At 45.9% G+C, this 26,198-nt stretch carries 29 protein-coding genes; 8 read left to right on the top strand and 21 right to left on the bottom strand.

Annotated features, from left to right (window positions below):
- From fliH to FR741_RS04435, 16 genes are all read right to left on the bottom strand, one after another.
- Nucleotides 1–801 carry a flagellar assembly protein FliH gene (gene fliH, locus FR741_RS04510; RefSeq protein ID WP_124008404.1) on the bottom strand — a complete coding sequence of 267 codons (801 nt, stop codon included), beginning with the start codon at nt 799–801 and terminating at the stop codon, nt 1–3.
- Between the two features lie 71 nt (nt 802–872).
- Nucleotides 873–1,928: a flagellar motor switch protein FliG gene (gene fliG, locus FR741_RS04505; RefSeq protein WP_012841526.1), complete on the bottom strand. Its 1,056-nt coding sequence runs from the start codon at nt 1,926–1,928 to the stop codon at nt 873–875.
- Nucleotides 1,921–3,663: a flagellar basal-body MS-ring/collar protein FliF gene (gene fliF / locus FR741_RS04500; RefSeq protein WP_174856090.1), complete on the bottom strand. Its 1,743-nt coding sequence runs from the start codon at nt 3,661–3,663 to the stop codon at nt 1,921–1,923. Before fliF ends, fliG begins: the two co-directional genes overlap by 8 nt.
- Nucleotides 3,664–3,677: 14 nt before the next feature.
- Nucleotides 3,678–3,989 carry a flagellar hook-basal body complex protein FliE gene (fliE, locus tag FR741_RS04495; RefSeq protein WP_012841525.1) on the bottom strand — a complete coding sequence of 104 codons (312 nt, stop codon included), beginning with the start codon at nt 3,987–3,989 and terminating at the stop codon, nt 3,678–3,680.
- A gap of 122 nt (nt 3,990–4,111) precedes the next feature.
- Nucleotides 4,112–5,521, bottom strand: coding sequence for a sigma-54-dependent transcriptional regulator (locus FR741_RS04490; RefSeq protein ID WP_046875536.1), 1,410 nt, complete (start codon nt 5,519–5,521; stop codon nt 4,112–4,114).
- Between the two features lie 36 nt (nt 5,522–5,557).
- On the bottom strand, nt 5,558–6,589 hold the full coding sequence (locus FR741_RS04485) for a sensor histidine kinase (protein WP_167426331.1): 1,032 nt from the start codon (nt 6,587–6,589) through the stop codon (nt 5,558–5,560).
- Nucleotides 6,590–6,786: 197 nt separating this feature from the next.
- Complete coding sequence (locus FR741_RS04480; protein WP_006741695.1) at nt 6,787–8,253, bottom strand: sigma-54 dependent transcriptional regulator; 1,467 nt, start codon at nt 8,251–8,253, stop codon at nt 6,787–6,789.
- 289 nt (nt 8,254–8,542) lie between these two features.
- Nucleotides 8,543–8,953 (bottom strand): flagellar export chaperone FliS, encoded by a 411-nt coding sequence (gene fliS, locus FR741_RS04475; RefSeq protein ID WP_012841524.1) that lies wholly within the window; start codon nt 8,951–8,953, stop codon nt 8,543–8,545.
- 12 nt (nt 8,954–8,965) lie between these two features.
- Nucleotides 8,966–9,271, bottom strand: coding sequence for a flagellar protein FliT (locus FR741_RS04470; RefSeq protein WP_012841523.1), 306 nt, complete (start codon nt 9,269–9,271; stop codon nt 8,966–8,968).
- A gap of 3 nt (nt 9,272–9,274) precedes the next feature.
- Complete coding sequence (gene fliD, locus FR741_RS04465) at nt 9,275–11,266, bottom strand: flagellar filament capping protein FliD (RefSeq protein ID WP_167426330.1); 1,992 nt, start codon at nt 11,264–11,266, stop codon at nt 9,275–9,277.
- A 21-nt stretch (nt 11,267–11,287) separates the two neighbouring features.
- Nucleotides 11,288–11,722, bottom strand: coding sequence for a flagellar protein FlaG (flaG, locus tag FR741_RS04460; protein ID WP_046875532.1), 435 nt, complete (start codon nt 11,720–11,722; stop codon nt 11,288–11,290).
- A 92-nt stretch (nt 11,723–11,814) separates the two neighbouring features.
- Entirely contained in the window at nt 11,815–12,945 is a 1,131-nt protein-coding gene (locus FR741_RS04455) for a flagellin (protein WP_006741693.1), read from the bottom strand.
- A 288-nt stretch (nt 12,946–13,233) separates the two neighbouring features.
- On the bottom strand, nt 13,234–14,367 hold the full coding sequence (locus tag FR741_RS04450; RefSeq protein ID WP_005393103.1) for a flagellin: 1,134 nt from the start codon (nt 14,365–14,367) through the stop codon (nt 13,234–13,236).
- A gap of 263 nt (nt 14,368–14,630) precedes the next feature.
- Nucleotides 14,631–15,764, bottom strand: a complete 1,134-nt coding sequence (locus tag FR741_RS04445) for a flagellin (RefSeq protein WP_046875529.1) — start codon at nt 15,762–15,764, stop codon at nt 14,631–14,633.
- Nucleotides 15,765–15,913: 149 nt separating this feature from the next.
- Nucleotides 15,914–16,816, bottom strand: a complete 903-nt coding sequence (locus FR741_RS04440; RefSeq protein ID WP_048625862.1) for a Dyp-type peroxidase — start codon at nt 16,814–16,816, stop codon at nt 15,914–15,916.
- 45 nt (nt 16,817–16,861) lie between these two features.
- Nucleotides 16,862–17,347: a DUF2919 domain-containing protein gene (locus FR741_RS04435; RefSeq protein WP_012841521.1), complete on the bottom strand. Its 486-nt coding sequence runs from the start codon at nt 17,345–17,347 to the stop codon at nt 16,862–16,864.
- Nucleotides 17,348–17,490: 143 nt separating this feature from the next.
- Here FR741_RS04435 and FR741_RS04430 point away from each other — a divergent pair, with 143 nt between their 5' ends.
- Together FR741_RS04430 and FR741_RS04425 are read left to right on the top strand one after the other, a co-directional pair.
- Entirely contained in the window at nt 17,491–17,844 is a 354-nt protein-coding gene (locus FR741_RS04430) for a DUF2956 domain-containing protein (RefSeq protein ID WP_167426329.1), read from the top strand.
- 3 nt (nt 17,845–17,847) lie between these two features.
- On the top strand, nt 17,848–18,180 hold the full coding sequence (locus FR741_RS04425; protein WP_139060393.1) for a DUF4156 domain-containing protein: 333 nt from the start codon (nt 17,848–17,850) through the stop codon (nt 18,178–18,180).
- A 34-nt stretch (nt 18,181–18,214) separates the two neighbouring features.
- On the opposite strand, the gene FR741_RS04420 is transcribed toward FR741_RS04425, so the two are convergent.
- Nucleotides 18,215–18,502, bottom strand: a complete 288-nt coding sequence (locus FR741_RS04420) for a winged helix-turn-helix domain-containing protein (protein WP_005380433.1) — start codon at nt 18,500–18,502, stop codon at nt 18,215–18,217.
- A gap of 291 nt (nt 18,503–18,793) precedes the next feature.
- Between FR741_RS04420 and FR741_RS04415 the strand changes: the two genes are divergently transcribed.
- Genes FR741_RS04415 through FR741_RS04400 form a run of 4 tightly spaced genes read left to right on the top strand, consistent with a single transcriptional unit; the run spans nt 18,794 to nt 21,212 of the window.
- Nucleotides 18,794–19,144, top strand: coding sequence for an ArsC family reductase (locus tag FR741_RS04415; protein ID WP_134647216.1), 351 nt, complete (start codon nt 18,794–18,796; stop codon nt 19,142–19,144).
- An 18-nt stretch (nt 19,145–19,162) separates the two neighbouring features.
- On the top strand, nt 19,163–20,299 hold the full coding sequence (gene dapE, locus FR741_RS04410; protein WP_047008854.1) for a succinyl-diaminopimelate desuccinylase: 1,137 nt from the start codon (nt 19,163–19,165) through the stop codon (nt 20,297–20,299).
- Nucleotides 20,300–20,313: 14 nt separating this feature from the next.
- The gene (locus FR741_RS04405) at nt 20,314–21,012 is read left to right on the top strand and encodes a M15 family metallopeptidase (protein WP_167426328.1); all 699 of its coding nucleotides are present in this window, start codon (nt 20,314–20,316) and stop codon (nt 21,010–21,012) included.
- On the top strand, nt 21,009–21,212 hold the full coding sequence (locus FR741_RS04400; RefSeq protein WP_012841517.1) for a DUF2897 family protein: 204 nt from the start codon (nt 21,009–21,011) through the stop codon (nt 21,210–21,212). The genes FR741_RS04405 and FR741_RS04400 overlap by 4 nt, the downstream gene beginning before the upstream one ends.
- A gap of 106 nt (nt 21,213–21,318) precedes the next feature.
- On the opposite strand, the gene bamC is transcribed toward FR741_RS04400, so the two are convergent.
- Both bamC and dapA read right to left on the bottom strand, forming a co-directional pair.
- Entirely contained in the window at nt 21,319–22,338 is a 1,020-nt protein-coding gene (gene bamC, locus FR741_RS04395; protein ID WP_006741687.1) for an outer membrane protein assembly factor BamC, read from the bottom strand.
- 80 nt (nt 22,339–22,418) lie between these two features.
- The gene (dapA, locus tag FR741_RS04390) at nt 22,419–23,297 is read right to left on the bottom strand and encodes a 4-hydroxy-tetrahydrodipicolinate synthase (RefSeq protein ID WP_167426327.1); all 879 of its coding nucleotides are present in this window, start codon (nt 23,295–23,297) and stop codon (nt 22,419–22,421) included.
- A gap of 477 nt (nt 23,298–23,774) precedes the next feature.
- Between dapA and FR741_RS04385 the strand changes: the two genes are divergently transcribed.
- Nucleotides 23,775–24,317, top strand: coding sequence for a glycine cleavage system protein R (locus FR741_RS04385; RefSeq protein WP_012841515.1), 543 nt, complete (start codon nt 23,775–23,777; stop codon nt 24,315–24,317).
- Between the two features lie 16 nt (nt 24,318–24,333).
- Nucleotides 24,334–24,804: a thioredoxin-dependent thiol peroxidase gene (bcp, locus tag FR741_RS04380; protein WP_005380418.1), complete on the top strand. Its 471-nt coding sequence runs from the start codon at nt 24,334–24,336 to the stop codon at nt 24,802–24,804.
- 76 nt (nt 24,805–24,880) lie between these two features.
- Here the strand turns inward: bcp and FR741_RS04375 are convergent, their stop codons facing one another.
- Both FR741_RS04375 and FR741_RS04370 read right to left on the bottom strand, forming a co-directional pair.
- Complete coding sequence (locus FR741_RS04375; RefSeq protein ID WP_145532723.1) at nt 24,881–25,954, bottom strand: AI-2E family transporter; 1,074 nt, start codon at nt 25,952–25,954, stop codon at nt 24,881–24,883.
- A gap of 1 nt (nt 25,955) precedes the next feature.
- Nucleotides 25,956–26,192 carry a sulfurtransferase TusA family protein gene (locus FR741_RS04370; protein ID WP_167427068.1) on the bottom strand — a complete coding sequence of 79 codons (237 nt, stop codon included), beginning with the start codon at nt 26,190–26,192 and terminating at the stop codon, nt 25,956–25,958.
- Between the last annotated feature and the right edge of the window lie 6 nt (nt 26,193–26,198).

Genomic DNA, 26,198 nt, shown 5'->3' with positions numbered 1-26,198 from the left:
TTACTCACCCTCTTGATGACGGTTTGCACCACAAAAACTGTGCAACACGCTTTTGACGCGCTCTTCCATACGGTAGTTAATGCTTGATTCACCCGCTTCAATTTGGACGTCGCCTCGATTGAGTGATGGCTCAGCAACCAACGTCCAGTTGCGGCAATCAAGGTCTTCTTCGCCGTAAGCTGAGCGAATAATCGCAACGTCTTCTGGATTCAGGTGCAAGGTAATGGGATGACCTGATATTGGCAGCGCTTCAACCGACTGCTTAACCGTGTCTAAAATAATTTGAGGGTTGGTTTGTACTTCGACATGCACGACTTCTTTGACTAAACAGAGCACCATATCCACCAGCTGCTTTTCAACCTGAGCATTCATCAACTCCAAAGGTTGAGTAAACTGATTGGCCAAGTTCATAAAGGTTTCGACTTGCTGCTGAATATATTCTTGACCTGCGGTCACGCCTTCGGCTTTTCCAAGCTCCAGCCCTTCAGCATGGCCCGCTTGCAGGCCTTCTTCTTTGCCTTTTTCATAACCTTGCTTAAAGCCGGCTTCTTGACCTTGATACAAACCTTCCTGATAAGCGCCTTGCTTGATCAGCTCTATCTGCTCTTCGGTTAGCTCAAGTGCTTGCTCTTCTTCTGGCTCTTCAAGATTCGGTACCCAACCCGGGTCATAGTTAAACGCGGTTTGTTTTGCTTGCTTGGCTTTGGGCTCGCCGTAATCAGGCAACCCCCAACGTTGTGGTTCGATCATCGAATCATCTTCATCAGGACGGATAAATCCACGTTTTCTTTCGCCAGCCATGGGTTACCTATTATGTATTCGATTAAGAAGTGAGGGCGCTCCGCAATAGGATAATCGCGGAGCAATAGAGATTATAAGAATTCGTCCGCACCGCCAGACAACATGAGTTCGCCTGCATCGGCCATGCGACGAGCGATCGCCAGGATTTCTTTCTGTGCCGCTTCGACATCCGCCACGCGAACTGGCGGCATCGCTTCGATGTCATCACGCATCATCTCAGCCGCTCGTTTCGACATGTTCTTAAATACCTTCTCACGCAGAGAATCGTCGGCACCTTTAAGTGCTTTTTGCAACACGTCTTGTGGTACATCACGCAGCAATTTCTGAATACCTTGATCGTCCACTTCGACTAAGTTTTCGAAGACAAACATCAAGTCTTGAATTTGCGTCGCCATGTCTTCGTCTTGATCGCGAATCTGTTCCATCAACAAACCTTCAACGTTGTTGTCTAGATAGTTCATGATCTCCGCTGCCGCTTTCAGGCCACCAATCTTGGCTGCTTGAGCGCCAGCTTGACCCGCGAACTGTTTCTCCATGATTTCGTTCAGCTCTGCCAGTGCCGATGGCTGAACTTCTTCAAGGTTGGCAATACGCATCATCAGGTCCAAACGCACGCGCTCAGGGAACTGAGACAAAATCTCCGCGGATTGGTCTGCTTCTAAATAAGACAATACGATGGTTTGGATCTGCGGGTGTTCGTTGACAATGATGCTCGCCACTTGTCGTGGGTCCATCCATTTCAGCGAATCCAAGCCTTTTGAACCCGTACCAAGCAGGATCTGGTCAACCAAGTTGTTGGCTTTGTCTTCACCAAGAGCCGCCACCAGCGCATTACGCATGAAGTCTTCGCTGCCCATGCCGATGTTGGTGTATTTCTGGATGTCCTCCAAAAATGCACGGTGAACGGCTGACACCTTGTCTTGGCTGAGATCTTTCGCCTTAGCCATCGCACTACCCACACGCTGGACCTGTTTTGGCTCTAGGTGACGAATAATGCCAGCGGCATCTTGTTCATTGAGGCTCAGTAGCAAAATTGCTGCTTTTTCTTCGCCAGTAATGGTTGAGACATCCAGCTCAACTGGCATTCCCGCGGCGTTGTCATCTTGAGGTACGATATCGTTAGCCATTGTCATTCATCCAGTTTTTCACTACTTGAGCAGCAAGTTCAGGTTCATTCGCAACCAGAGCGCGAACCGCTTTCAATACATCTTCATCTTTATGAAGGTTTGGCAAATCAATACTTGAACCAAACTCAAACAGTTCGCTGCTTTCAATGTCGCTGCCAATCAGGCTAGTTTCACCATCCGCGCCAATCGGCAAGCCGTCTGGTCCGTACATTTCGTCTTCGTCATCACTGGTAGGGTTAAGCAATTTCTTCATTGCTGGGCGAACCAGAACCAACACAACAACGATGATCACTAATGCACTTGCGAACCAACGAACCCAGTCACTGAAGTTAGGGTGCTCCCAAATTGGTGGTTCTTCCAGCTGTTCAGCCTCAGGCTCTGCAAACTTCACACTCAGTACATTCAACAAATCACCACGGCCTTGGTCAAAACCAACCGTACCAATTAAGACTTGGCGAATGGCATTGATTTCCGATTCGGACATCGGGGTATAAGTCACTTCTCCCGTATCTGGGTTGACCTGACGACGGTCCTTAATCGCAACAGAAACTGTCTGGCGAGCAACCGTCCCCGTCTGCTTACGCTCATGGCTGATAGTGGTATCAAGCTCAAAGTTACGCGTGGATTCTTTACGCACCGAACCCTGCCCCATGACAGAACCGTCTTTCATCTGAGCCACATCTTGCGGAATAGAGGCATCCGCTGGAGGCTGATTACTTAACGCCCCCGGAATACCCGCTACCATATTGCCGTTATTGTAATCTTCTAATGCGTACTCACTGCGGGTTGCAGGGGTATTGGGATCAAAGCGTTTGCGAGTTTGTTCAACCGCGCTGAAATCCATTTGGATATCGACCTGCGCCGTGTAGTTGCCAAAACCTAAAATAGGTAATAGCACTGAATCAATTTTTTCACGCAGCGCTTGTTCCTGGCTACGCTCTAATTCTTGTTCTTTGCGTCGCGCAGCAGAAGCAGGGTCTTGAGAGCCTGAACTGAGCAAACGACCATGCTGATCTGTGACGGTAATTCGGGAGGTTTTCATTCCCGGAACGGCACTCGCCACCATGTCAACGATAGAATCCACTTCTTGCTGTTTGAGGTTCGTGCCAGTCGACAGTGTCAAAAATACAGACGCTGATGCTTCTTGGTTATGACGAACAAACACACTGTGCTTTGGTAGCGCCAATAAGACTCGTGCTTTACGAACCTGCTTCATTTCCTCAATCGCTTGAGCCAGTTGACGCTCTCGACTGAGTTTTAGACGCTCTTGCTCTAAACGTTGTGATACGCCAAAGCCCATATCTTGCAGCAAAATATCATCGCCCGCCTCTGTGGCTTGGTTTACGCCAGAGCGAACCATGCCAAGTTTGATCGAGTTGTATTCGCTCGATTCAACAGAAATGGTATTACCATCAAGCTTGTAATTGATTTTTTGCTGGTCCAGATAATCCAAAACGGGGATCAACTCTTCGGTCTCATACGCTCCAAGCGGGCGCATCTCCGGCTCTTTGACCCAAAAGAACAGCATCACGATCAATGCAACACAGATGGAGATTGACAGCACAAGTACAACTTGACGAAGTAAATCAAGGTCACCCACTGCCATATCAAATTTTGACGCACTGCGCTCCTCTAGATCTGGATTTTGACTCTCCACATCTACGTCGGAACTTGCTACCAGTGCACCATCTGAGCCGCCTTCAGTGACGGTTAAATCTGTAGACTTGTCTGCCACACTTATTACCTAAATTACACTGGCATGTTCATGAGGTCTTTATACGCCTCAACGAGTTTATTGCGAATTTGAACCGTCGCATCAAAAGCGACACTAGACTTGTTACGAGCAATCATAACGTCAGAAAGGGAAACATCGGCATCACCACGATCAAAACGGGTTTGTAAATCACCGGATGCTTTTTGAAGTGTGTTCACGTTATTGATGGCTTTAGTTAGGAGATCATTAAAATCTGCTCCAACTTTCGCCCCACTTGCAGTAGGAGCAGTATTGGTTGCTTCTACCATCATGGCGCGCATTTCTGCCTGAATACCATCAACTTTCATTAGCACCTCTAAGCCAAAAGATTGACTATTAACAAAACTGATTATTAACACAGCAATTAACGTGCCATAAGACATTTGTTAGCGGTTTGCTTACACTTTTTGTCTTATGGCGATTGCACATGTTAATTTGGGATATCTATACCAGCATCACGCATTTTGGCAAGTTTGTAGCGCAAGGTTCGTGGGCTTATGCCCAGTTTCTCCGCCATTTCTTTGCGTCGGCCGTTACACTCCACCAAGGTTTCCAAAATAATGGCGTATTCTTGGTCACGCAGCTCGCTGCCCAAGCCTTCCCCGCCAGATACCGGACGGTTCACACTCTCAGGTTGAGCGACTGGCTTAACATTAGGTACCACCATCTCTGCATTTTGCACCACATGTTGCAAGCTGTTGGCATCTTGCCAGTCCACCCCTTCTAGTAAGATGTGTTCAGCGTCGATATCACCATTCTCACTTAAAATAAGAGCTCGTTGCACCACGTTATCCAGCTCACGAACGTTACCTGGCCAAGGGTATTGCAGCAGCTTTTCTACCGCAACGGCTGAAAATTGAGGCACTGGCATCCCCATCTTGCTGCAATGACGCTCAGCAAGATGCTTGGCAAGTGGCGCAATATCGCCTTTGCGTTCGTTCAGTGCTGGCCAGGCAATTGGGAACACATTCAAGCGGTAGTATAAATCTTCACGGAAGTTGCCTTCTGAGACATACTGCTTGAGATCACGGTTACTGGTCGCGAGCACGCGTACATCCAGCTTGATACTCTTACGACTGCCAAGGCGCTCCACTTCACGCTCTTGCAAAACACGTAATAGTTTCGCTTGCAGGTTTAAGTCCATTTCGCTGATTTCATCCAGCAAGATTGTGCCGCCTTGTGCTTGTTCAAACTTACCCGGACACGCTTGAACCGCACCAGTGAACGCGCCTTTCTCGTAACCAAATAGTGTCGCTTCCAGCATGTTGTCTGGAATCGCCGCACAGTTGATAGCAACGAATGGACCATCTTTACGGTTTGATGCGTTGTGAATATAACGCGACATCACTTCTTTACCTGAGCCACTCGGACCTAGCACCATAACATTCGCATCTGTACGTGCCACTTTATCGGCCAAAGCAAGTAGTCGCAGACTTTTTTCATCAGCCACGACCGCGTCACCATTGTCATCGCTTTTGATCGGTGCGTATCGACTGACCATGTTCAGCAATACTTCTGGTGCAAATGGTTTCGCCATGTAGTCAATCGCGCCGTCTTTCATTGCCGACACGGCATCCTCAATGTTGGCGTACGCCGTCATTAACAGTACTGGTAAGTTAGGCCAATTCTGCTTGATGTTTTTGAGCAGAGCCAACCCGCCCATACCTGCCATTTGCACGTCAGAAACGACGATATCGACAGTATTCGATTTGAGTTTTAGTAGTGCGTCTTCCGCACAGTCAGCTTCTAACCACTCATACCCTGCCAGAGCCAGAGTATCCACTAGGGCTTCACGAAGACCTTCATCGTCTTCTACGATCAGCACTTTGCTTTGCGCCATTCTGATTCTCCAGTAATTGTTATTACCAGAAGCTGCTTACTGCGCTTCTGGTTGCACTCGCTCTAGCGGAATGCACATGGTAAAGCAGGCTCCATCACCCTGCTCTGAAATAAGTTCCAATCGACCGTCATGGGCACGGCAAACCATTTGAACAACAGCCAGCCCTAACCCGGTTCCTTGAGAACGCGTGGTAAAAAATGGCTCCATAATTTTGGCTTGTAGTTCTTCAGGTACACCCGGTCCGCTGTCTTGCACTGAAATGCGCAACTCGCCATTTACCGGGCGGAAAAAAATATCAACTTGCGACTCTTTACCAGACATCTGAATCGCATTCATGACAAGGTTGCTCAACGCGGATGCAATCGCATTCGCATTGCCTAGCAACTCAGTTTGTTCTTCTTCCACTTCTAGGCAGTAATCAATACCGTTATTTTTTAGCGCGGTTTCGACCATCGGCTGATATTCCGCCACCAACTGAGCAATCGTAAATGGCTTAATGACTTTATTATCACCACCTTTAGCAAAAAGCAGCATATCATTAACCTGCTTTTCCAAATCGTGCAGTCGATCCATTAATTTGGTTTGAAAGCGATCCCTTGTCGCTAGTGGAAGGTTTGGCGCTCCCAAATTGGATGCATATAGCATGGCGCTCGATAGCGGCGTTCTTACCTGATGAGCAAGCGACGCTACCATACGCCCTAACGACGACAAGCGTTGTAAATCACTCACACGAGCTTGAAGTAAGCGAGTTTCGGTTAAATCGGTAATCAGGATCAATTGACCTGTCGTAGAAGCCGAAATGGCTAATCGAACTTTACGACCATTCCGCAGGGAAACTTCGTGACCATCATCCTCACGAGGATCAAACACCGCCTGAATAATGTTGAACCATTTTTCATTAACCAGTGGAATCTCAAGAATTCGGTGCGCCTCTGGGTTTGCTTCACGCACTATGCCGTACGTGTCGAGCAGAATCACTCCGGCAGGCATCACATCAAGCACCTGCTTATAGCGCTCAACCTGATTTTCTACGGAATCTAAATGGGATTGGTTGGTGTTGTTATCCATTACTGCCTGTCGAAATATCGCCGCTAAAACTAAAATAGCTTGGTAAGCAATTAGCGTACCAAGCTATTTTTTTATATTTATCATGACGTTAAGTCATCGACAATAAGTTGACACCCTCAGATAACGGTTTTTGGTGTCAGAAAAACGATGCTAAATAGCCCAAATGATTTAGATATCGTCTTAAATCTCAACGTTACCTAGCGTTGTAAGTTGTACTTACGCATTTTTTCCACCAACGTTGTGCGTCGCATACCCAGCATATCAGCGGCTCGTGCCACGACCCCACCTTGTGCTTCTAACGCTTGGCTGATCATATTAACTTCTAAATCAGCCAACAGCTCTTTCAGATTTACACCTTCAGGCGGCAGCGCTTGCGGAGCGTTCATGCTGTGGTCAAGATCGTCTTGATCATCAAAACTAAAGTCTTCTGAGAAGATGTCTTGGAACACATCACGCTCTTGTTCTTCAACCGAAATAAACGGATTACTTTCTGGTTGGAACTCCGGGATATCACTGTAGCGATATTTGGTTGGTAAGTGGTTTACATCGACCAAGCTATTTGGGTACAGAATGATCATTCGCTCAACAAGGTTGGCTAACTCACGCACGTTACCCGGCCAGTTGTGCTCCATCAGTGAATTGATCGCACGAGGGGTAAAACAGATAGGCTGGCCACCCTCCGCCTCCAGACGCGTCATCAACTCTTGCAGCAGCAATGGAATATCTTGTTTGCGCTCTTTCAGCGCAGGCATCTCGATTGGAAACACGTTCAAACGATAGAACAAGTCTTCTCGGAACGTGCCTTCTTCAATCATACTTTCTAGATTACGGTGTGTTGCCGCGACAACTCGAACATTGACCTTGATGGTGCTATTGCCACCCACACGTTCGAAACAGCGCTCTTGTAATACGCGAAGTAACTTTACTTGCATCGACATCGGCATATCGCCAATCTCATCAAGAAAGATCGTGCCACCGTCTGCGAGCTCAAATCGACCTTTACGTGCCGTTAACGCACCAGTAAACGCGCCTTTTTCGTGGCCAAACAATTCACTTTCTAGAAGCTCCGGTGGAATGGCACCACAGTTAATGGGCACAAAGGCACCACTGCTGTACGACGAATGATAGTGAATGTTACGCGCAACGACTTCTTTACCGGTACCAGATTCACCCAAGATCAACACGTTTGCCTCAGTGTCTGAGACTTGCTCGATCAGGTGACGAACTTCTTGAATACCTCTGCTTTGACCAACTAAGCTGCGAAAAAGCGTGTTTTTTCGTGCACTGGCAACGACATTGACCCCTTTTCGACCCAGAAAATCTTTGCAGTGGCGTAACGCCTCACTAAGCTGTGGGTAATTAAGAGGTAGTTCTAGCTCACCTACAAAATTTGGAAGATCATCCACGGGCAACGGAAATCGGCCCATGACTAAAAGTGGGATGTGGTAGGCGCTGTTTAAATGAGAGATAACCGTATTCGCCGCTTGACCTGCTGGAATGTTACCAACAATACAGCACGACCATACGCTAGACCAATCAACATCGCTGAGCTGATCAGAACTGACCGCTTCGCAATTTTCTCCAACAAATTCCAATATATTGCTTAAATTTAAACGACTTGATGCGTCATCATCAATTACAAGCAGCTTTGCCAAACCTTGCATAAGTAAGAATGATTGCCTTTATTTTAGGTGCGTTGCGGCCAAACCTTGATTTGCGCAATTGGGTGCTAAAAGAAGGCAGAACCACCACACTCAATTTACGATAGACAAAATAGGAAAATCAGCAACAAAAAAAGCCATTAGGGCTACTAATGGCTTCTATTTTATTTGAATATAAAAATAAGGCAACCAAGCAATAAAGAGGTGTGAGCTTGATAGAAACTTTGCTACACAACTCGTTGCGCAATTGACAAATATATTCCTCTAATATCTTAACGCGTTGTTTTGGTTATTAAATACCGACTTCAGCTGCTGTAAGGTTATGAAACTCTGTAGGGATTTGGTCCCAAGCGGATTTGATCTCACGGATAATGTCGATAACGTCGTCGATCAGTTGAGGATCATTTTGATGGTTAGCAGCTGAAATTTGCGTGATCATAAACTCATAGAGTGAATCTAAGTTTGAAGCAATATCACCACCGTCATCCATCGATAGACAGCTACGTAGCGCAATAATGATGTCTAGCGCTTTACCTAAACGCTCGCCTTTCGCTGGAATGTTGCCTGCTTGCATGGCCGCTTTACCTTGAATAAGGCGCTCAATCGCACCAGCCATAAGCATTTGAATGACTTTGTGCGGAGAAGCCGCGCTTAGCTGGCTGTCGACTGATACCTTTTTGTATGCTTGCAAAGAACCGCGCATAGTAATCCTCTTTTAAATAAATTTTTTGTACTGCTGAAGCGAACGCTGGCCATAACGAAACTTATGAAGTTCTTTTCCGACCTTTGACGTTTCCGATTGCATCAGCTCGACAATTCTTTTGGTACGAGTAAGCAACGCTTGCCACTCTGCATCCTGCTTAACCAAAGGATTTTGATGAATAATTGGTAACAGGTTTTGCAATAACCGTTCCCTGATATCGACCAAGCGAAGAATTTCTTCAGTACTAAAGTCGACTTTTTCCAATTCTTGCGTAATTAGTTGATCTATATCACTAATATCTATGAGTTCTTTTTGCATTTATTAACCCAACGCACTCATTAAGGCACCTAACTGACCTTGCATTTTGCCAGTCGCATCTTGCATGGCGGTAAACTTCGCGTGAGTGCGCTTTTCTAGGCTTTCCATGCGGCGATCTAATGCCGCTTGATCATCACTCAAACGATAATTTTGTTCTGTGAGACTTTTTTCTCGAGTACGAATGCTGCCTGTAATGCCTGTAATACCATGAATCGCGTCTTCGACTCGTTTAGCAAAACCTGTGTTGCCACCGAAGAACTTTTCTAGCTCGTTGAAGTTGTTGTTCAACTGACGATCCAACATGTCATAGTTGATTTCTAAGGTACCTTGACGCGTGGTAGTAATGCCAAATTCAGTTAATGACTTTAGGTTTTCAGGCGCTTTATCAATTTGAGTGGAAAATACCGATTTTAATCGTGAGTCTGCGCTGCGTACGGTACTGTCACCCGACAACGGTCCTTTTTGACCAGTGACCGGATCCACACTCGCCAACGCTTGAGACGTTTGATAAAACGAGTTATACGCAGCCACAAAGTTTTCGATGTCGTTACGCACACTCTGACGATCGTATTCGACGCCAATTTCAGCAGGTGGCTTGTTCGGTTCTGATTTGCCTTTAAGTGTTATATCAACACCTTCTATGGCATCTTCAATCACATTGTTGTGACTAGATAGCTTTGCTACTCCATCAAGCAGAACTTCTGAATCTTGCCCTGCTTGTACCTCTGTCATACCAAGGTATTCTTCAAAAGCAGATTGCGCTTTTGCAATTTTCGCTTCTGCTTCATCAATTTTTTCTAAACGTTCACGCTCTTGAGGATCCAGCTTAGCGCGATGAATTTGTTTCGCTTGCTCTTCGGTCAATTCACCACGTTCAACTTTTGCGTCTAGCGCTTGTTTTTCACTCGCAATTTTTTGCTCAATTTCAGCTTTTTCTTGCTCAAGAAGCTGCTTGGCCTCTTTCGTCGTAACGTAAGAGTCGGTTAATGTGCCTGATGCCGCATTACTCCAACCCGGTACATCTGGTGCCTTCTCTATTGCTTTCTCGTCGAGTTCGAGCTCTGGCTCTTCATAAGAATCCAGCAAAGTGCCTGACGCAGTTTCTGTCCACCCTGGAATTCGGTCTTCAGGGCGCAAACTCGCACGTCGGTTGGCTTCATCAATCGCTTCCTGCCCAGCTTTAGCAGCTTCTGCACCCGCAGCATAGATTGGCTCTTGGGAGCCATCATCTTGTCCATTTTCTGCCGCTTTTTGCTCTTCTGGAGGTAGAGGATTGCCGTTTGCATCCAGTTCTACTGGTTGCTCGGGGAATTGAAGAGGACCTAACACTTCTTCCGCCGCTGAACGAGCTTCTTCAAGCGCGTTAACACGGTCTTCAAGTGTTTGATATTCGAAATACTTTAGAGGGTTGCCTTTGTCGGCCTCCACACTGACTCTGATTTGATGATCCTTACCAGAGAGATTTGAGGCAAGGATAAGGCGTGGTCCTTCAACGTCGTTAATGAGAGATGCTCGAACACCGGGATTGTCTTTTGAGCCGTTGATGCCGCGTACGACATCTGCGAGCTTGGAGCTCGAACGAACGTTCACGTTGAAGGTGTCATCACCAAGCGAAATCTGCAGCTTACCAGGGCCAAACTTTGTGTCTTCTGGCAGTACGTCAGAAGCGACTTTGTGGCTCTGGGCAAGCTGCAACACATCGATAGCATATTTGCCAGCGATAGCATCTGTAGTTGCAGTAGCAGATACGATATTGTCGTCTGTCGTTTCAACAGTACGAACGGCAAACGCTTTCTCTTGACGAAAGTTCGCCATGAGATTTTTCATCGTATCCAGTGATTCTCTGAGTCGCCCATAGGCACTGATACTGGCATTAATTGTCGTGCGCTCGTTGTCAATGCGTTGCTGCTTTGGTACGCGTTCGGCATCCACAATTTTGCTGACCATGGAATTGATATCCATGCCGCCAGACATCCCCAAAGGGCCTAAACTCATCAAATCACCTCTAAAAACGACTTACACTTTTTCAGTCAACAACCCGCTGTTGGCTGTGTGCTCAGCTAGGCGACGCAATACCACTAGCATCTCTTCATCAGGAATTTGACGAATCACGTCGCCCGTTTTGGCTTCGTAAATCGTCACCACATCTCTCCCGGATTCCTCATCCACTCGAAACGCGACTCCTTTGTTTATGGACGTCACAAACTCATTCATTTGCGCGACCAATTTTTCACGTTCTTCTTTGTTCAGCTCTTGACGGCTTTCCGCCATCTCGATCGCAGCTTGAACAGAGAAGTCGTATTCGGTGTCTTTCGCTTTTTGCGGCGAAACCTCACCATTTGAATTTGCTGGGCTAGACGTGCCTATATCATTGCCATTTTCATTTGCAAACTTTGTGCCACTTGGCGTGCCGTAAGGCTGGATGTTCGATGCGTAGGAGGATATATCCATTACAATCTCCCTTCCACCTTATGGGCTAACGATAGAACCTATCGCTTTGGTGCCCCAGCACTAAGGTATTTACCTCAGGCTGGGTCAACCACTTAGCCCAACAAGCTTAGCGCTGCAGATGGAGACTGCTTCGCTTGAGCCAGGATTGAAGTACTTGCTTGCTGAAGAATTTGCGACTTAGTCATCGCAGTGGTTTCTTTCGCGTAATCAGTATCTTTAATACGGCTGTTAGACGCATTAACGTTCTCGTTAATGTTGTCTAAGTTGCTGATTGCGTGGTTGAAGCGGTTTTGGAAAGCACCAAGTGACGCACGTTGGCTGTCTACTGACTTCAGGGCACCGTCGATAACAGCCACAGCTTCTTGAGAGCCTGCTACTGTTGTTACGTCGATGTCTTTCACTGTTACGTCTTTCGGGCCGCCAAAGCCGATCTCGTCCGCTAGGTTGCCAGAGAACTCAACATCACCTTGAACTTTTTGAGAAGAAGCAAATACTTGTAGCTTGCCATCTTCACCAACAGACGCTTTTACATCATCGTTTTGACCGTTGATGTACGTTGCTAGCTGCTCAATGTCGTCGCCTTGTTTTGCGCTGATCGATAGCTCTTTCTCTTCACCTTGTTTGTTGGTGTAGCTCATTTTGAACTCAGTTTTCTCACCAACAGTCCAAGATGCATCTTTACCCTCTTCTGCTGCGTAGCTCTTGCCACCCATTGCAGAAGTGTCTGAGCGCAAGCTACCCATAGAAAGCATCACTGCTTCACCTGAGTCTGCACCGATTTGGAAAGATTGCGTACCGTATGTACCGTTCAGCAACTTGTTACCACCGAAAGAGGTAGTTTCAGCAATACGGTTTAGCTCGTCATTTAGCGCTGTTACTTCTTCTTGGATCGCAACACGTTCTGCTTTTGAGTTAGAACCATTCGCAGATTGAAGCGATAGGTCACGCATACGTTGTAGGATGTTGGTAGATTCATTCATTGCACCTTCAGCAACCTGTGCAATAGAAATACCGTCGTTTGCGTTTTTCACCGCCATGTCTAGGCCACGGCTTTGTGCATTCAAGCGGTTTGAAATCTGTAGACCTGCAGCATCGTCTTTCGCGCTATTGATTTTATAACCCGAAGACAAACGCTCCATTGATTTTTGTTGACCGTCAGCTGCCTGGTTTAGGTAACGCTGTGCAGTCATCGCAGAAACGTTAGTATTAACGTTAATCGCCATAATTGATCTCCTTAAGGCTTTAGTGAATGTACCGTCGTGTCTCTCACCTCACTTAGGTACATCTCATTTCTCTCAGCCCCTTTAACGGCGACCGATGAATATCCTTTAGAAGAAATTTTCAATTTTTTGCGATTATTTTCTTTGGCTTACTGAAATGTGATGAAGCTCTAATGTCGTGATTCGCAGAAATCTTGAGTCCCCAAAAGACAGAAAAAAACCCAGCCGAAGCTGGGTTTACTCGCTCATCTCTCACCACGAGCCAATGAGGTTCTCGTCTTAGGTTTGAAATTAACCTAGCAGACTTAGCGCTGAGTTTGGCGCTTGTTTCGCTTGCGCAAGGATTGAGCTTGACGCTTGCGATAGAATTTGTGACTTGGTCATTTGAGTCGTTTCTTTCGCGAAGTCAGTATCTTTGATACGGCTCTTCGACGCATTCACGTTCTCGTTGATGTTGTCCAAGTTGCTGATTGCATGGTTGAAACGGTTCTGGAATGCACCCAGCTCTGCGCGGTGGCTGTCTACGTATTTCAGTGCCGCATCGATGATAGCAACAGATTCTTGTGCGCCACCAACTGAGGTTACGTCGATAGTATCTACCGTTACTTTTTTACCTTCGCCCAAACCCAGCTCGCCAGATAGGCCGCCTGAAAACTCGACTTCGCCTTCGACTTTGTTGTTGCCAGCAAAGATTTGCAGTTTACCGTCTTGGTCTACTGAGGCTTTCACTAGGTCAGTTTGACCGTTAATGTAAGTCGCAAGCTCTTCGATATCGTCACCTGCTTTTGCGCTGATGTTGATTTCTTGCTCTTGGCCATAGCTGTCCGTTAAGTTGATTTTTAGGTCGTTCTTACCTTCAGCAACGTTCCAGTCTTTACCTTTACCACTTTCAGCTTGGTAGCTCACACCGCCCATCATTTTGTTGTCTGAACGCATGTCTTTTAGCTCAAGCATCACGGCTTCACCGTTATCCGCACCGATTTGGAACGATTTCGCACCGTGTGTGCCGTTTAGTAGCTTGTTACCACCGAAAGAAGTGGTTTCTGCGATACGGTTTAGTTCGTCGTTTAGCGCGGTCACTTCTTCTTGAATCGCCACACGCTCTGATTTCGAGTTTGAGCCGTTTGCTGATTGTAGAGACAAATCACGCATACGTTGAAGAATGTTAGTGGTCTCGTTCATTGCACCTTCAGCGGTTTGTGCAATTGAGATACCGTCGTTCGCGTTGCGAACCGCCACATCCAGGCCACGGCTTTGTACGTTCAAACGGTTCGAGATTTGTAGACCCGCAGCGTCATCTTTTGCGCTGTTGATTTTGAAACCCGAAGACAAACGCTCCATAGAAGTTTGTTGAGCTGAGTTTGCGTTGTTTAGGTAACGCTGAGCGGTCATCGCTGATACGTTAGTGTTTACATTCACTGCCATGGTGATTTCTCCAATTGATTTTCCGGTATAGCGGTTTCCGACGTCTCGGAAAACCAAGTAGTTCTCTCAAAGTTACTTTTATTAACGGCGCTCAAACTGATTTCTTTAGGGAATTTTTTGGATTTTTTTGGAAAAAGTTCATTTGGAGAAGGAATCGTGATGAAGCAGATAAAAAAGCAAAAAAACGTCAAATTTTCGCTAAAGCTTCTTTTCGAGTTGTCGATACAGGCAGGTTTTACGTTAAATTCGAGCGAGATCGATCATTAGCCAAGTAAGGTTAATGCTAGGTTGGGCGCTTGTTTTGCTTGTGCAAGAATAGAAGTACTGACCTGCTGCAAAATCTGCTGCTTCACCATTTGCGTGGTTTCTTTCGCGTAGTCAGTGTCTTGGATACGACTGTTGGAAGCGGCTAAGTTTTCGTGGATGTTATCGAGATTATTGATCGCGTGATTAAAGCGGTTTTGATACGCGCCTAACTCAGCACGATGGCTATCAACGTACTTCATCGCAGTATCTAGGACGGCCACGGCTTGTTGCGCACCACCGACAGACGTAATGTCGATGTTATCAACCGCATCGTAACCTTTTAGCTGTAACCCCAGTTCACTCGCTAAGTCACCTGAAAACGATAAAGTGCCTGAAGTTTCTTCTCCAGCCATAAATAGCTGTAACTGACCTTCTTCATTCACCGATGCCGTGACTTTGTCAGTTTGACCATTGATATAAGTCGCAAGCTCTTCGATATCATCGCCAGCTTTGGCATTAATTTGAATGGTTTCCGTCTCACCAAAACGATTCGTAAATGACATACTAAGATCATTCGCACCGTCTTTTACTTTCCAATCAGAGCTTGCACGTCCGTTTGCAATGTAACTAAAGCCGCCCATATCAATGCCATCACTGCGCATCGACTTTAATTCAACTTGCACAGCTTCACCTGACGCTGCACCGATTTGAAATGCCGACTTACCAAAGCTGCCATTGAGCAGTTTACGCCCACCAAAGGAGGTCGTTTCGGCAATGCGGTTTAGCTCATCGTTAAGTGCCGTCACTTCTTCTTGCAGTGCAGTGCGTTCCGCTTTGCTGTTTGAGCCATTGGCTGACTGAAGCGACAAATCACGCATACGCTGCATGATATTAGTCACCTCATTCATCGCGCCTTCCGCAGTTTGCATGATGGAAATACCGTCATTCGCGTTACGTACCGCGACATCCAAACCGCGCATTTGCGATTGCAGACGGTTGGAGATTTGCAGACCCGCAGCGTCATCCTTTGCGCTGTTAATACGCTTCCCTGAAGACAAACGCTCCATGGATTGGTTCAGCATGTCGGTTGCACTGGTCAAATGACGTTGTGCGACAAGTGCTGCAACATTGGTATTAACGGTGATAGCCAAGAGACACAGACTCCAAATAAATTAAGGCTTTGGATACTTATCGACCAAATAATCGAAAGGTTTAGTCTTTTTTGAAAAAGTCTGTGGAATAGAAAAGAAGAAAATAAAAGCCCTCCAATTGGAGGGCTTAAGCAATAAAGTCTGAGAACTTACTTGATGGCTAGCTCTGCTAGCATTTCTTGTGATGGAGCGAAGAAGTACGCACCAGTTACCGCTTTTGTGAAACGAAGCATTTGGTCTGTTTTACCATCTGTCACGCCGTACATACTTTCTAGCATCACTTTAATGTTATGAAGTGTATTGCAGTAAGAAATAAACAGCAGGCCATGAGGCCCTGTTACCGTCCCGTATGGCAAGCTATGACGAACAATCTTGAGACCTTTTCCTTCTTCTTTAATATCAACGCGACCAACGTGTGATGCAGCAGGAACGTCTTCTAGCTCGATAGAGTCTGGTTTGGTACGACCAATCACTTTTTCTTGCGCTTTGACATTCAAGCGATTCCAAGCGGCAAGGTTATGTTCGAAGCGTTGAGCCATGACATAACTACCTCCAGCAAATGGGCCCTCTTTTACTAGAGCCACATCAGCGCGAGCCTCCCCTTTCGGGTTTTCTGTCCCATCAATAAAGTCTGTCATATCACGAGCATCAAGGTAACGGTACCCATACGTTTCGTCCACAATGGTGACATCTTCTGCCGTCTCTTCTAGAAACTTACGCAGAACATAAAAGTGCAAGTCGTGACGAGTAGAGTGACAGTGAATCAGCACATCAACATCCGTTGCAGGCGCTACGATGTCTCCTTCGCCAAGTTGAGTAAAATCAATAAGCTCTTCTGGCGCGTCTACATTGAGGTGTTGCCAAAACGATTTTGTGAATGCGATAGAAAGGGTCAGCGCCGCGCCTGGCTGGGTAATATTTAACTCTTCCACTAACTTTGGTAGTGCTTTCAGCTTATCCAATACGTTTTCACGGTTTTGGTTCACTTTAAGTTGAGTGTACAGTGCAAATGGCCCTGCTTCTGGCACGATCGCCGTTTGAGCTTGTGACATTGAGGTTTCCTCTATACTTTGCCCCGGTGTGGGAAGTTATTGTTTTTAATTCTTCGAAGGCTGCTCTTCATTGCGCTCCAATTGTGGCACATGAAAACAGTCTTTTACCCATCTTCCATTTAGAAGATAGATCATAAACCAAGCTAATAAGGTAATGGTAAGGGCGTTTGCCCAGTTGAATACACCATGTTCCAGATACACATGATACATGGTCTGAGCCAGTTGGATACCGCACAAGATCAAAGTGATCTCTCGACCATAGCGAGTAATTCTGTTTACCCATCCTCTATCGGGGTGACGGAGCCCCATCAACCACATGAGAAGCAGGCTTGGAATGCCCATAGCCAAACCCAAATACAGCGTACTTGAGTCTGGATAAACAATAGCGAGTAGCTTACTGCCACTATCACGACTTACGCCTGCCATCGCAAACACAACCCATGAACGTACAAGAAACATCCATCCAAACCATAAAATAATCGGCGCTTTTAAAAATCCATGGGCGTCATATTGGTCAAACGAGTAGCGCACAACATCTTCTTCTTAATGTGATAAAACGCCACTTTAACCTATCATTTCAGAGTTGCAAGCCAGCAAAGATGAGAACTAAAGTTCATTTCATCATCTTACACAGGTAAACTAAACAAAGATTTACAATGACGTTGATGAGAAACATGAAAAAAAGAACTCCAGCTACCCCAGCGCCTTCTCAAGAAACTCAAGCCGAAGCGATGAGAATTGCCAAATCCACACAGAAACCGGGGCAAACCAAAGAGCAAACCAAGCTGATCGCTCAAGGTATCGAAAAAGGCATCGCTCAATATAAGAAGCAGCAAAAAGAGCGCAATCGTCAAGCCGATAAAGCAAAGAAAAAACAGCAACGTGAAAAGCAACGTCAGCATGAAGAAGCTATCGAACAAGACAACATCACCAACGATGCGCCAAACTATGCATCAAGCAAACTGCCTTGGATAATGCTCGCTCTGAGCTGGATTGGCTTTGCTGCTTACATAGTATTGGGGAAATAGCTGATGAGACGCCTGTTACTTGGACTTTTTGTCGTACTTCTCTCTGGTTGCACGATGCCTTCTCACCTTACTCATGCTCAAAGCCAAGATGTTCATATTCGCATTGACGCTCAGTTCAACCCTGATCGATGCGAATACAAAGGCGAAGTCACCGGAAGCGAGGGTCATTGGTATAACTACATTTTCATGACCAATGACGCGATGATGCAAGGTGCAATGAATGATTTAAAAAACAATGCAGCGGCTATCGATGCGGATACCGTTTTTATGGTCTCCCCGCAAGATTTTATCACCTCATTTAGCGTGCTGGGCTCCGCTTACCGCTGCAATAGATGACGCCTGAATATGAAAAAAGCCAGCAATTGCTGGCTTATGCACGAAATCCAAGACTGCTAGCGATATCTCTCTCCCGCTCTAGAACCCATTGGCTATCAAAAGGCCCCCAATCTGAAAGTTGATAATAGCCGTCATTATGACGTCGGCCATCTTGAACGAATATGAGTTCAATGCCGATCCCAGGTAACGCCTTGAGTACATCTTGAATTGTACGACGAGGCCACCCCGTTTTTTCGATCAACTTTGGCACATTCGGCCTTTCTAGGTTTTCCACCAACAAGGCCAAATATAGCCGCCTTGCAAAAACAGGACTCAATTCCATTGACACCTCCTAAAATTGTGCTGATTCATTATTTCGTTTTTGCTCAGCGAGATGTTGCGTTTGATCAATAACTCGACTTTTCCATTTGATTTAGACGATTTTTTATTCGATTTATAGTGCATTCATCGTAAATAAGTTACGTAACATCAGTTATCTCAATCTATCTGAAAATATTTTCCACCGCATTTTGTCAGTTTGATTGCTTCTTGATAGGATGCTATAGCAGCCAAATCACTTAAGTGCGTCTTAACCGCGCCAGTGAAAAATAGAACAAAGAAAAAAGGAAACACTATGTCGATTACCATGTTTGGTATTCCCAACTGCGATACGATCAAAAAAGCCAAAAAATGGTTAGAAGCTGAGGATATTGCTTACGACTTCCATGACTACCGTAAGCAAGGCGTTGATGTAGCTATGGTAAGCGAATTTTGTCGCGCTTTAGGTTGGGAACAGGTGCTCAACAAACGTGGCACGACCTACCGCCAACTGACACAAGAACAGAAAGACACGCTTAACGAAGAAAACGCGATCGCTCTTTTGGTAGAAAATCCGGCGATGATCAAGCGCCCAATTTTAAAAGTGAATGATCAACTTCATATCGGTTTTAAAGCTGATCAATACGCTAGCATTTTCAACTCTTAAATAAAGGAATACTCAAGGATGACAGACAGTCCAGTATTGGCACTTGCTAAAGATCTGATCAGTAGACAATCGGTAACGCCGGAAGACGCAGGTTGTCAGGATTTGATGATCGAGCGCTTAAAAGCACTCGGGTTTGAAATTGAAGTAATGGTGTTTGAAGATACCACGAACTTCTGGGCTCGACGTGGTTCAGAAGCGCCACTATTTGCATTCGCTGGCCACACCGATGTGGTACCTGCTGGCAAACTGGAGCACTGGGATACACATCCGTTTGAACCAACTATTATTGATGGTTACCTACACGGTCGCGGTGCAGCGGACATGAAAGGGTCGCTAGCTGCTATGGTCGTTGCTGTCGAACGCTTCATTGCAGAAAACCCAGACCACAAAGGCTCAATCGGCTTTCTAATTACGTCGGATGAAGAAGGACCATTTATCAATGGTACCGTTCGTGTTGTAGAAACGTTGATGGCTCGTGGCGAAAATATCGACATGTGTATCGTCGGTGAACCATCCAGCACCGAAGTGGTTGGCGATGTGGTGAAAAATGGACGTCGCGGTTCTATCACGGGCGATTTAACGGTAAAAGGAACACAAGGCCACGTGGCCTATCCTCACCTAGCTAATAACCCTGTGCACGAGTCTCTACTCGCGATTCATGAACTCGCAACAACAGAGTGGGACAAAGGAAATGATTATTTCCCACCAACCAGCTTCCAGATCCCGAACGTATCGGCTGGCACTGGTGCGTCTAACGTCATTCCTGGCGAGTTCCATGTTCAGTTCAACCTACGTTTTAGTACTGAGCTTAACAATGACGCAATTGTTCAGCGTGTTACCGAAACATTGGACAAGCATGAGCTGGACTACGATCTAAAATGGACATTCAACGGCGACCCATTCCTGACCGATACAGGCGCGCTGCTAGATGCGGTTGTTGCTGCTGTTGCCGACGTGAATGATACGAAGCCAGCCCTACTTACAACTGGCGGTACGTCTGATGGTCGCTTTATCGCTCGAATGGGTGGTCAAGTCGTAGAGTTAGGCCCTGTTAATGCTACGATTCATAAAGTGAACGAATGCGTGAAAGTGGACGATCTAGAAAAGTTGACTGACATGTACGAGAACACGTTGAAACACCTGTTAGCGAAGTAATCAGCGAGAACACCATGACACCAGAGCAACTCACCGGCACCACAGATTCTCATCTGCAATCCACTTTAGTGGGTCAAAAAGCGTTTCTACTCCACCCTGAAGTAGCTGACGATCTGCTAAAGATGATTGAAGCGGCAACAGAAGCAGGTTTTAAAATGGAAATCGCCAGTGGTTTTCGTGACTTCAACCGCCAAAAAGCGATCTGGAACGGGAAGTTTTCTGGTGAGTTGCCAATTCTCGACGTCAACTCCCGCCCTTTAAACAAAGCAGAGTTAAATGACGAAGAGAAGTTGATGGCCATTTTGCGCTGGTCGGCACTGCCTGGAGGAAGTCGTCATCATTGGGGTTGTGATTTTGATGTCTATGCGCGCAATTTATTGCCTACTGACACCAAACTCAAGCTGGAACCTTGGGAGTACCTTGATGGCCACCAGCAAGCATTCTACCAATGGTTAAAAGCCAACCTTGGTCGATTCGGCTTCTTCTTCCCTTATCAGCACGATTTAGGTGGCGTTTCGATTGAGCCTTGGCACATTAGCCACCGCACCGTCGGGCAACAGTGCCTCGCGCAATTGACGCCTGATGTGCTCAGAAACCAGCTGATTCAGCAAAATCAGACCGACAACATTGCAGGGATTGACGTCATACTGAATAATTTGGATAACGTCGTTGCCAAATTTATTCACAATATCACGCCGCCGGAGGCTCTATGATAGAAATACTCACCAATCCTTGGGTCATTATCATTGTAGTGTTGAGCGTGGTCATTGGTAACATTGCCGCACTCAAATACACCGCAAAAATGAAGTTTGGTCAGATGGATAAAAGCCGTAAGAACGATTTAGATAAGCTGAACACGTTGGATAAACAGCGCTCCGCTGACGAGGAGAGCAACAAAGACGAGCCTCGTTAGTTAAACACCTACTTTATCCCGACACGCCGAATATAAGCATCAAAAAAGGGACCACTGGGTCCCTTTTCAATTATTGTGTAAACGTATCGCGTTAAGTTCGCTTTGGTTACTGCTTCACCGTCGCAGCCAATACAGGCGCTAGTGATTTCAAAAACTCTTCTTCTACTGGCTTACCAGAGGAATCCGTAATATTGATAGACGTACGGTTGCCTAAATCGCCAAGTAAGAATGTGTACTTACCAGCGTCTAACTCCACTGGTTTAACGCCGATATCGTTCCAGAATTCATCATCCGGAGACGCATATTTCGCAGTGATTGTGCCCTGAGACTGGCTACGCTCTTCAATCTTAAAGCCCATCTTAGGTAGAATATTAGGCAGACGTTGCCAAAGCATATTGTATTGCGCGCGCGCGACAATCACAGGAAGCCCACTACGGTCTTTACCCATTGTAATTGGGATCTGTTTAACCAACTCTTGCGCTTTACGTTGTGCTTCTTCACGTACTTCTTGATCGTAGCGAGCGGTTACCAAGTTCGTCATGAACACATTGTAGCGCTCACGGTTGGTCGCCGTTACTTCTTTCACTTGATTGCCTTCACGCCAGTCAATAAGACTAACTTTAAAGCCGTGTCGACCATTTGCTTCAGCACGTACGATCTCATATCGGCTACCAATTTCCAGCTCTTCGTCTGGCGAATCCCACGTCACCCAACCCGTCTCGATGCGAGAATCTGTTTGGCTTTCAACTGGAATCTCGTTGGCCGCGACCATGTTTTGTACCGTTTGCCAAACTTTATCTAGTTCATCTTTACGAAGTAGCCAAAGTGTCACTTCACCATCACTACTGCGGTCCAGACGTGCACCAGGAATAAGCTCTAGGACTTGTTGAGGTGGACGAATGTCGACATCTTTACCTACACCACCAGCATAGTTACCCTGAGGGATCTCATAGTTCGGATAAAACTGTGGCTGTGCGCCTTGTGGGACATTCCACTCACCCAAATTGGGGGAGTTCAAATACTCGAAGTCATCTTTTGCTTGACGACGTTGATTGGCACCACCTGAACAGGCAGTCAATACGAATACAGCTAATGAACTTAACACTAACTGGCTTGAAAGCTTCATCTATACTCCTAAAACACCGAGGGCGCTTTGGCCCCCAGTATGAACTTCAATCCTAGTAACTCAATCTTAATAGCTCAATTTTAATAAATACCGGCGTCGGTTAACGCCTGTTCAACGATCGGCTGCGATTTTTCAGAAAGTGTGGTTAAAGGAAGACGCAAACCACCTTCTTCAATCAAACCAAGCTTTTGCGCTGCCCATTTTACTGGGATAGGGCTTGCTTCAATGAAAAGGTTTTTGTGTAGAGTCATCAAGCGTTGGTTAATCGCTTCTGCTTCTTCATACTTACCTTCACTTGCCAAATGGAACATGTCTGCCATGTCTTTAGCTGCAATATTGTTCGTTACCGAGATAACACCATTGCCACCAAGTTTCACAAAATCGAGACCCGTCGCATCATCGCCACTTAGTAAGATAAAATCTTCGCCACAAAGTTCACGGTGAATTGCAATTCGGTCCAAATCGCCCGTTGCATCTTTTAAAGCCACGATATTATCAAGCTTTGACAAGCGTGCCACTGTTTCTGGCTGCATATCAACAGCAGTACGGCCTGGTACGTTGTATAAAATTAGAGGCACATCACTCGCTTCAACAATTGCCTTGTAGTGCAAGAACAAACCTTCTTGAGTTGGTTTGTTGTAATACGGTGTCACACTCAGGAAGCCAGCAATACCAGAATCAGCCAGTAATTTGCTAAATGTTACTGCCTCGTGGGTTGCATTTGCACCCGTGCCAGCAATCACAGGGATGCGACCGTCGGCAAACTCAACAGTTTTATTAACGACCTTTACATGCTCTTCAATGGTCAGTGTCGCTGACTCACCTGTTGTGCCTACCGCCACAATACCGTCTGTACCCGCTTCAACGTGGTACTCTACTAGCTTTTGCAGACTGTCAAAGTCTACTTCGCCATCTGCTTTGAATGGCGTAATCAGCGCTACGATACTTCCTGAAAACATGTTTATCTCCCTCATTTAACTCTTTCTGCATGGTACTGTAATGCGATTGAAAAACACAAGAGCGTAAACTCGCTTACAAAGTACAAATGAATGAATAATTATCAGTTGTTAGAGGTCTAGCAACTTAATTGCTCTATTTGGTTTGATTAGCGGCAATATTGATAATCGTGTTGGGCTTTCGAGTGACTTTAGAATCTATCAGTGATTTGGAAAATACTGAAGTGCACAAGCCAGGAAAATATACTCTTTGGTCGTGCTCACCAAGTCAGACCTGAGTGAATAAAAAGACCAAACAACACGCAAGCACATCATGCAAACGTTTTATTCCCCCGACTCCCTCGTTGACTGCTTGCCCCCAATCGTTCACCTCAAGAGCCAACCTGCTTTTTTGTAAACTAAAAAAAGAACTGACTCGATATTTCTCCGCAATATCTGTGCTAACATCTCTCTATTGAAGAAAGGACAAGAAGCTCATTTATGAAGCAACATCTGGTACTTACAGCAGTTGGAACGGACCGTCCAGGCATTTGTAACCAAGTCGTACACCTCGTTACTCAAGCCGGTTGTAACATAGTCGATAGCCGTATCGCTATCTTTGGAAGTGAATTTACGCTGATCATGCTCCTAACTGGGAACGCCAGTAGCGTGACTCGGGTAGAAACGCAATTGCCTCTACTTGGCCAAGAGCATGACCTGATTACGATTATGAAGCGTACGTCGGCGCACGAATTGCTCGACAACAGCTACACAATGGAAGTGTTTATTGAGTCTGAAGACCGCCCAGGTCTGACTGAAAAGTTTACTAAGTTCTTCGCGGATCAACAGATTGGTTTGGACTCTCTTAGCGCCCAAACTATCAGTAAGTCGAAAATTCAACTTGATGCCGACCAATTCCACATTGCGATTACCGCATCAGTAAGTGCGGATTGTAACTTAATGCAATTACAAGAAGATTTCGATGAACTTTGTCAGTCGCTCAACGTACAAGGTTCTCTGAATTTCATTAAAAACACACTATAAAGTAAAGGAAATCACCATGAATACGCTGACAGCAGGCTCGCCAGCGCCAGCCTTCTCTTTGCTCGACCAAGACGGAAATACCGTTTCTCTTGAAGACTTTAAAGGCAAGAAAGTACTTTTCTACTTTTACCCTAAGGCGATGACGCCGGGTTGTACTACACAAGCAAAAGGTCTTCGTGACATCAAAGCTGAACTCGATGCACACAACGTGGTGGTACTTGGCGTAAGCATCGACCCTGTAAAACGCCTAGGCAAATTCATCGAGCGTGATGATTTAAACTTCACCCTGCTTTCTGACGAAGATCATGCCGTTGCAGACCAATTTGGCGTTTGGGGCGAAAAGAAATTCATGGGTAAAGTATACGATGGTCTTCACCGCATTAGCTTCCTGATCAATGAAGAAGGCGTGATTGAACACGTGTTCAACAAGTTCAAAACCAAAGATCACCACGAAGTCGTATTAAATTACCTGAACGAAAACGCATAAGCGCGATCCGTTCTCAAATAACAAAAAGCCCAGCCAACTGCTGGGCTTTCTTTTGAGCATTGTACTTTGGTAACGCCTACTCTTGTTCGACTGGTTCGTTTTCTTCCGTACTTGGTAAGGCATGCCATACGGCTTTAACTAGTGTCGCCAACGGAATGGCGAAGAATACGCCCCAAAAACCCCACAAGCCACCGAAGACTAACACTGCCACAATGATGGCAACTGGGTGTAGATTTACCGCCTCAGAAAACAGAACAGGAACCAACACATTACCATCCAGCGCTTGGATAATACCGTAAGCAAGCAGCAACCAATAAAACGGAGGCGCAAGACCCCATTGGAACAGACCAACGATGGCGACAGGCACAGTTACAGCTGCCGCGCCGATATAAGGAATTAACACAGATAGACCGACAGCTACGGCAAGCAGCGCCGAATAGCGAAGATCTAAAATGGCAAAAGTCACGTAACTCACGCCACCCACGATTAAAATCTCTAACACTTTACCGCGAATGTAATTTGATATCTGCTCGTTCATTTCATGCCAAACTTTATTCGCCAATTTACGGTTTTTCGGCAGAATACCGCTTGCGATTCTCAGCATTTCTTCTTTGTCTTTAAGCAAAAAGAAGATAAGTAGTGGCACTAAAATCAGGTATACCGCTAGCGTCGCAATACTGACTAATGACGCAAGTGAGCCTTTTACTACACTCTCACCAAGTCCCAACGCTTGGTTTTTGGCATTTGTCACCACGGTTTCTACAATTTCTAAGTTTGCTAACTCAGGATGACGTTCTGGTAACGTGACAATAAACTTTTGTAACCCGTTGTACATGTTTGGAATATCGTTAATTAGATTACCGACCTGAGTCCAAATCGTCGGAACCAAACCAAACAAAGCGATCAACATCAATCCGACGAACATTAAGATCACGATGATGACCGACAAAGTGCGCGGCACGCCCATGCGACACATTTTTACGACTGGCCATTCAAGTAAATAAGCCAAAACGATCGCGACAAGCAATGGCGCAATCAAATGCCCAAAGAAGTAAATGGTGATAAAACCAAACAGCAAGATCGCGACGAGACTTACTGCATGAGGGTCTGAGAAACGTCGTTTATACCAACGACTAACCATTTCAAACATCTTATGCGGATTCCTTATTGAATACAGTCAATGTGTAGTGCTCTGATGTAGATTGGCAATCAACTGAGTACCCTTGGGCACTGAGATAGTACACAATGTCTCGTTTAGAGCTCTTATCCACCACTTGAATAACAAGTTGATGATACTGCTGCGTTTCTCCTTGAAAGACTTCAGCAGCGTGACGCTTTGCAAGTAACAGTGCCATAGGGCAACGTTGTTCACGCAAATCAAGTAACATGGATTC

Source organism: Vibrio diabolicus, assembly GCF_011801455.1.
GTDB classification, from domain to species: Bacteria; Pseudomonadota; Gammaproteobacteria; order Enterobacterales; family Vibrionaceae; genus Vibrio; species Vibrio diabolicus.
The sequence above is the reverse complement of the archived record's forward strand: the minus strand, read 5'-3'. Positions and strand labels throughout refer to the sequence as shown.

Bases quoted from the DNA above. Each gene is read 5' to 3' on its own strand.
- fliH (WP_124008404.1), bottom strand. From the start codon at position 801: ATGGCTGGCGAAAGAAAACGTGGATTTATCCGTCCTGATGAAGATGAT.
- FR741_RS04370 (WP_167427068.1), bottom strand. From the start codon at position 26,192: ATGTTACTTGATTTGCGTGAACAACGTTGCCCTATGGCACTGTTACTT.
- fliD (WP_167426330.1), bottom strand. From the start codon at position 11,266: ATGAGTTTAGGCCCTTTGGGGATGTCTGGCGGCATGGATATCAATTCC.
- flaG (WP_046875532.1), bottom strand. From the start codon at position 11,722: ATGGATATATCCTCCTACGCATCGAACATCCAGCCTTACGGCACGCCA.
- FR741_RS04490 (WP_046875536.1), bottom strand. From the start codon at position 5,521: ATGGCGCAAAGCAAAGTGCTGATCGTAGAAGACGATGAAGGTCTTCGT.
- FR741_RS04425 (WP_139060393.1), top strand. From the start codon at position 17,848: ATGAGACGCCTGTTACTTGGACTTTTTGTCGTACTTCTCTCTGGTTGC.
- FR741_RS04470 (WP_012841523.1), bottom strand. From the start codon at position 9,271: ATGCAAAAAGAACTCATAGATATTAGTGATATAGATCAACTAATTACG.
- fliE (WP_012841525.1), bottom strand. From the start codon at position 3,989: ATGAAAGTTGATGGTATTCAGGCAGAAATGCGCGCCATGATGGTAGAA.
- FR741_RS04415 (WP_134647216.1), top strand. From the start codon at position 18,794: ATGTCGATTACCATGTTTGGTATTCCCAACTGCGATACGATCAAAAAA.
- FR741_RS04450 (WP_005393103.1), bottom strand. From the start codon at position 14,367: ATGGCAGTGAATGTAAACACTAACGTATCAGCGATGACCGCTCAGCGT.
- dapE (WP_047008854.1), top strand. From the start codon at position 19,163: ATGACAGACAGTCCAGTATTGGCACTTGCTAAAGATCTGATCAGTAGA.
- FR741_RS04430 (WP_167426329.1), top strand. From the start codon at position 17,491: ATGAAAAAAAGAACTCCAGCTACCCCAGCGCCTTCTCAAGAAACTCAA.
- fliS (WP_012841524.1), bottom strand. From the start codon at position 8,953: ATGCGCGGTTCTTTGCAAGCATACAAAAAGGTATCAGTCGACAGCCAG.
- bamC (WP_006741687.1), bottom strand. From the start codon at position 22,338: ATGAAGCTTTCAAGCCAGTTAGTGTTAAGTTCATTAGCTGTATTCGTA.
- FR741_RS04440 (WP_048625862.1), bottom strand. From the start codon at position 16,816: ATGTCACAAGCTCAAACGGCGATCGTGCCAGAAGCAGGGCCATTTGCA.
- FR741_RS04485 (WP_167426331.1), bottom strand. From the start codon at position 6,589: ATGGATAACAACACCAACCAATCCCATTTAGATTCCGTAGAAAATCAG.
- FR741_RS04405 (WP_167426328.1), top strand. From the start codon at position 20,314: ATGACACCAGAGCAACTCACCGGCACCACAGATTCTCATCTGCAATCC.
- dapA (WP_167426327.1), bottom strand. From the start codon at position 23,297: ATGTTTTCAGGAAGTATCGTAGCGCTGATTACGCCATTCAAAGCAGAT.
- FR741_RS04420 (WP_005380433.1), bottom strand. From the start codon at position 18,502: ATGGAATTGAGTCCTGTTTTTGCAAGGCGGCTATATTTGGCCTTGTTG.
- FR741_RS04375 (WP_145532723.1), bottom strand. From the start codon at position 25,954: ATGTTTGAAATGGTTAGTCGTTGGTATAAACGACGTTTCTCAGACCCT.
- FR741_RS04400 (WP_012841517.1), top strand. From the start codon at position 21,009: ATGATAGAAATACTCACCAATCCTTGGGTCATTATCATTGTAGTGTTG.
- FR741_RS04385 (WP_012841515.1), top strand. From the start codon at position 23,775: ATGAAGCAACATCTGGTACTTACAGCAGTTGGAACGGACCGTCCAGGC.
- bcp (WP_005380418.1), top strand. From the start codon at position 24,334: ATGAATACGCTGACAGCAGGCTCGCCAGCGCCAGCCTTCTCTTTGCTC.
- fliG (WP_012841526.1), bottom strand. From the start codon at position 1,928: ATGGCTAACGATATCGTACCTCAAGATGACAACGCCGCGGGAATGCCA.
- FR741_RS04480 (WP_006741695.1), bottom strand. From the start codon at position 8,253: ATGCAAGGTTTGGCAAAGCTGCTTGTAATTGATGATGACGCATCAAGT.
- FR741_RS04455 (WP_006741693.1), bottom strand. From the start codon at position 12,945: ATGGCGATTAACGTTAATACTAACGTTTCTGCGATGACTGCACAGCGT.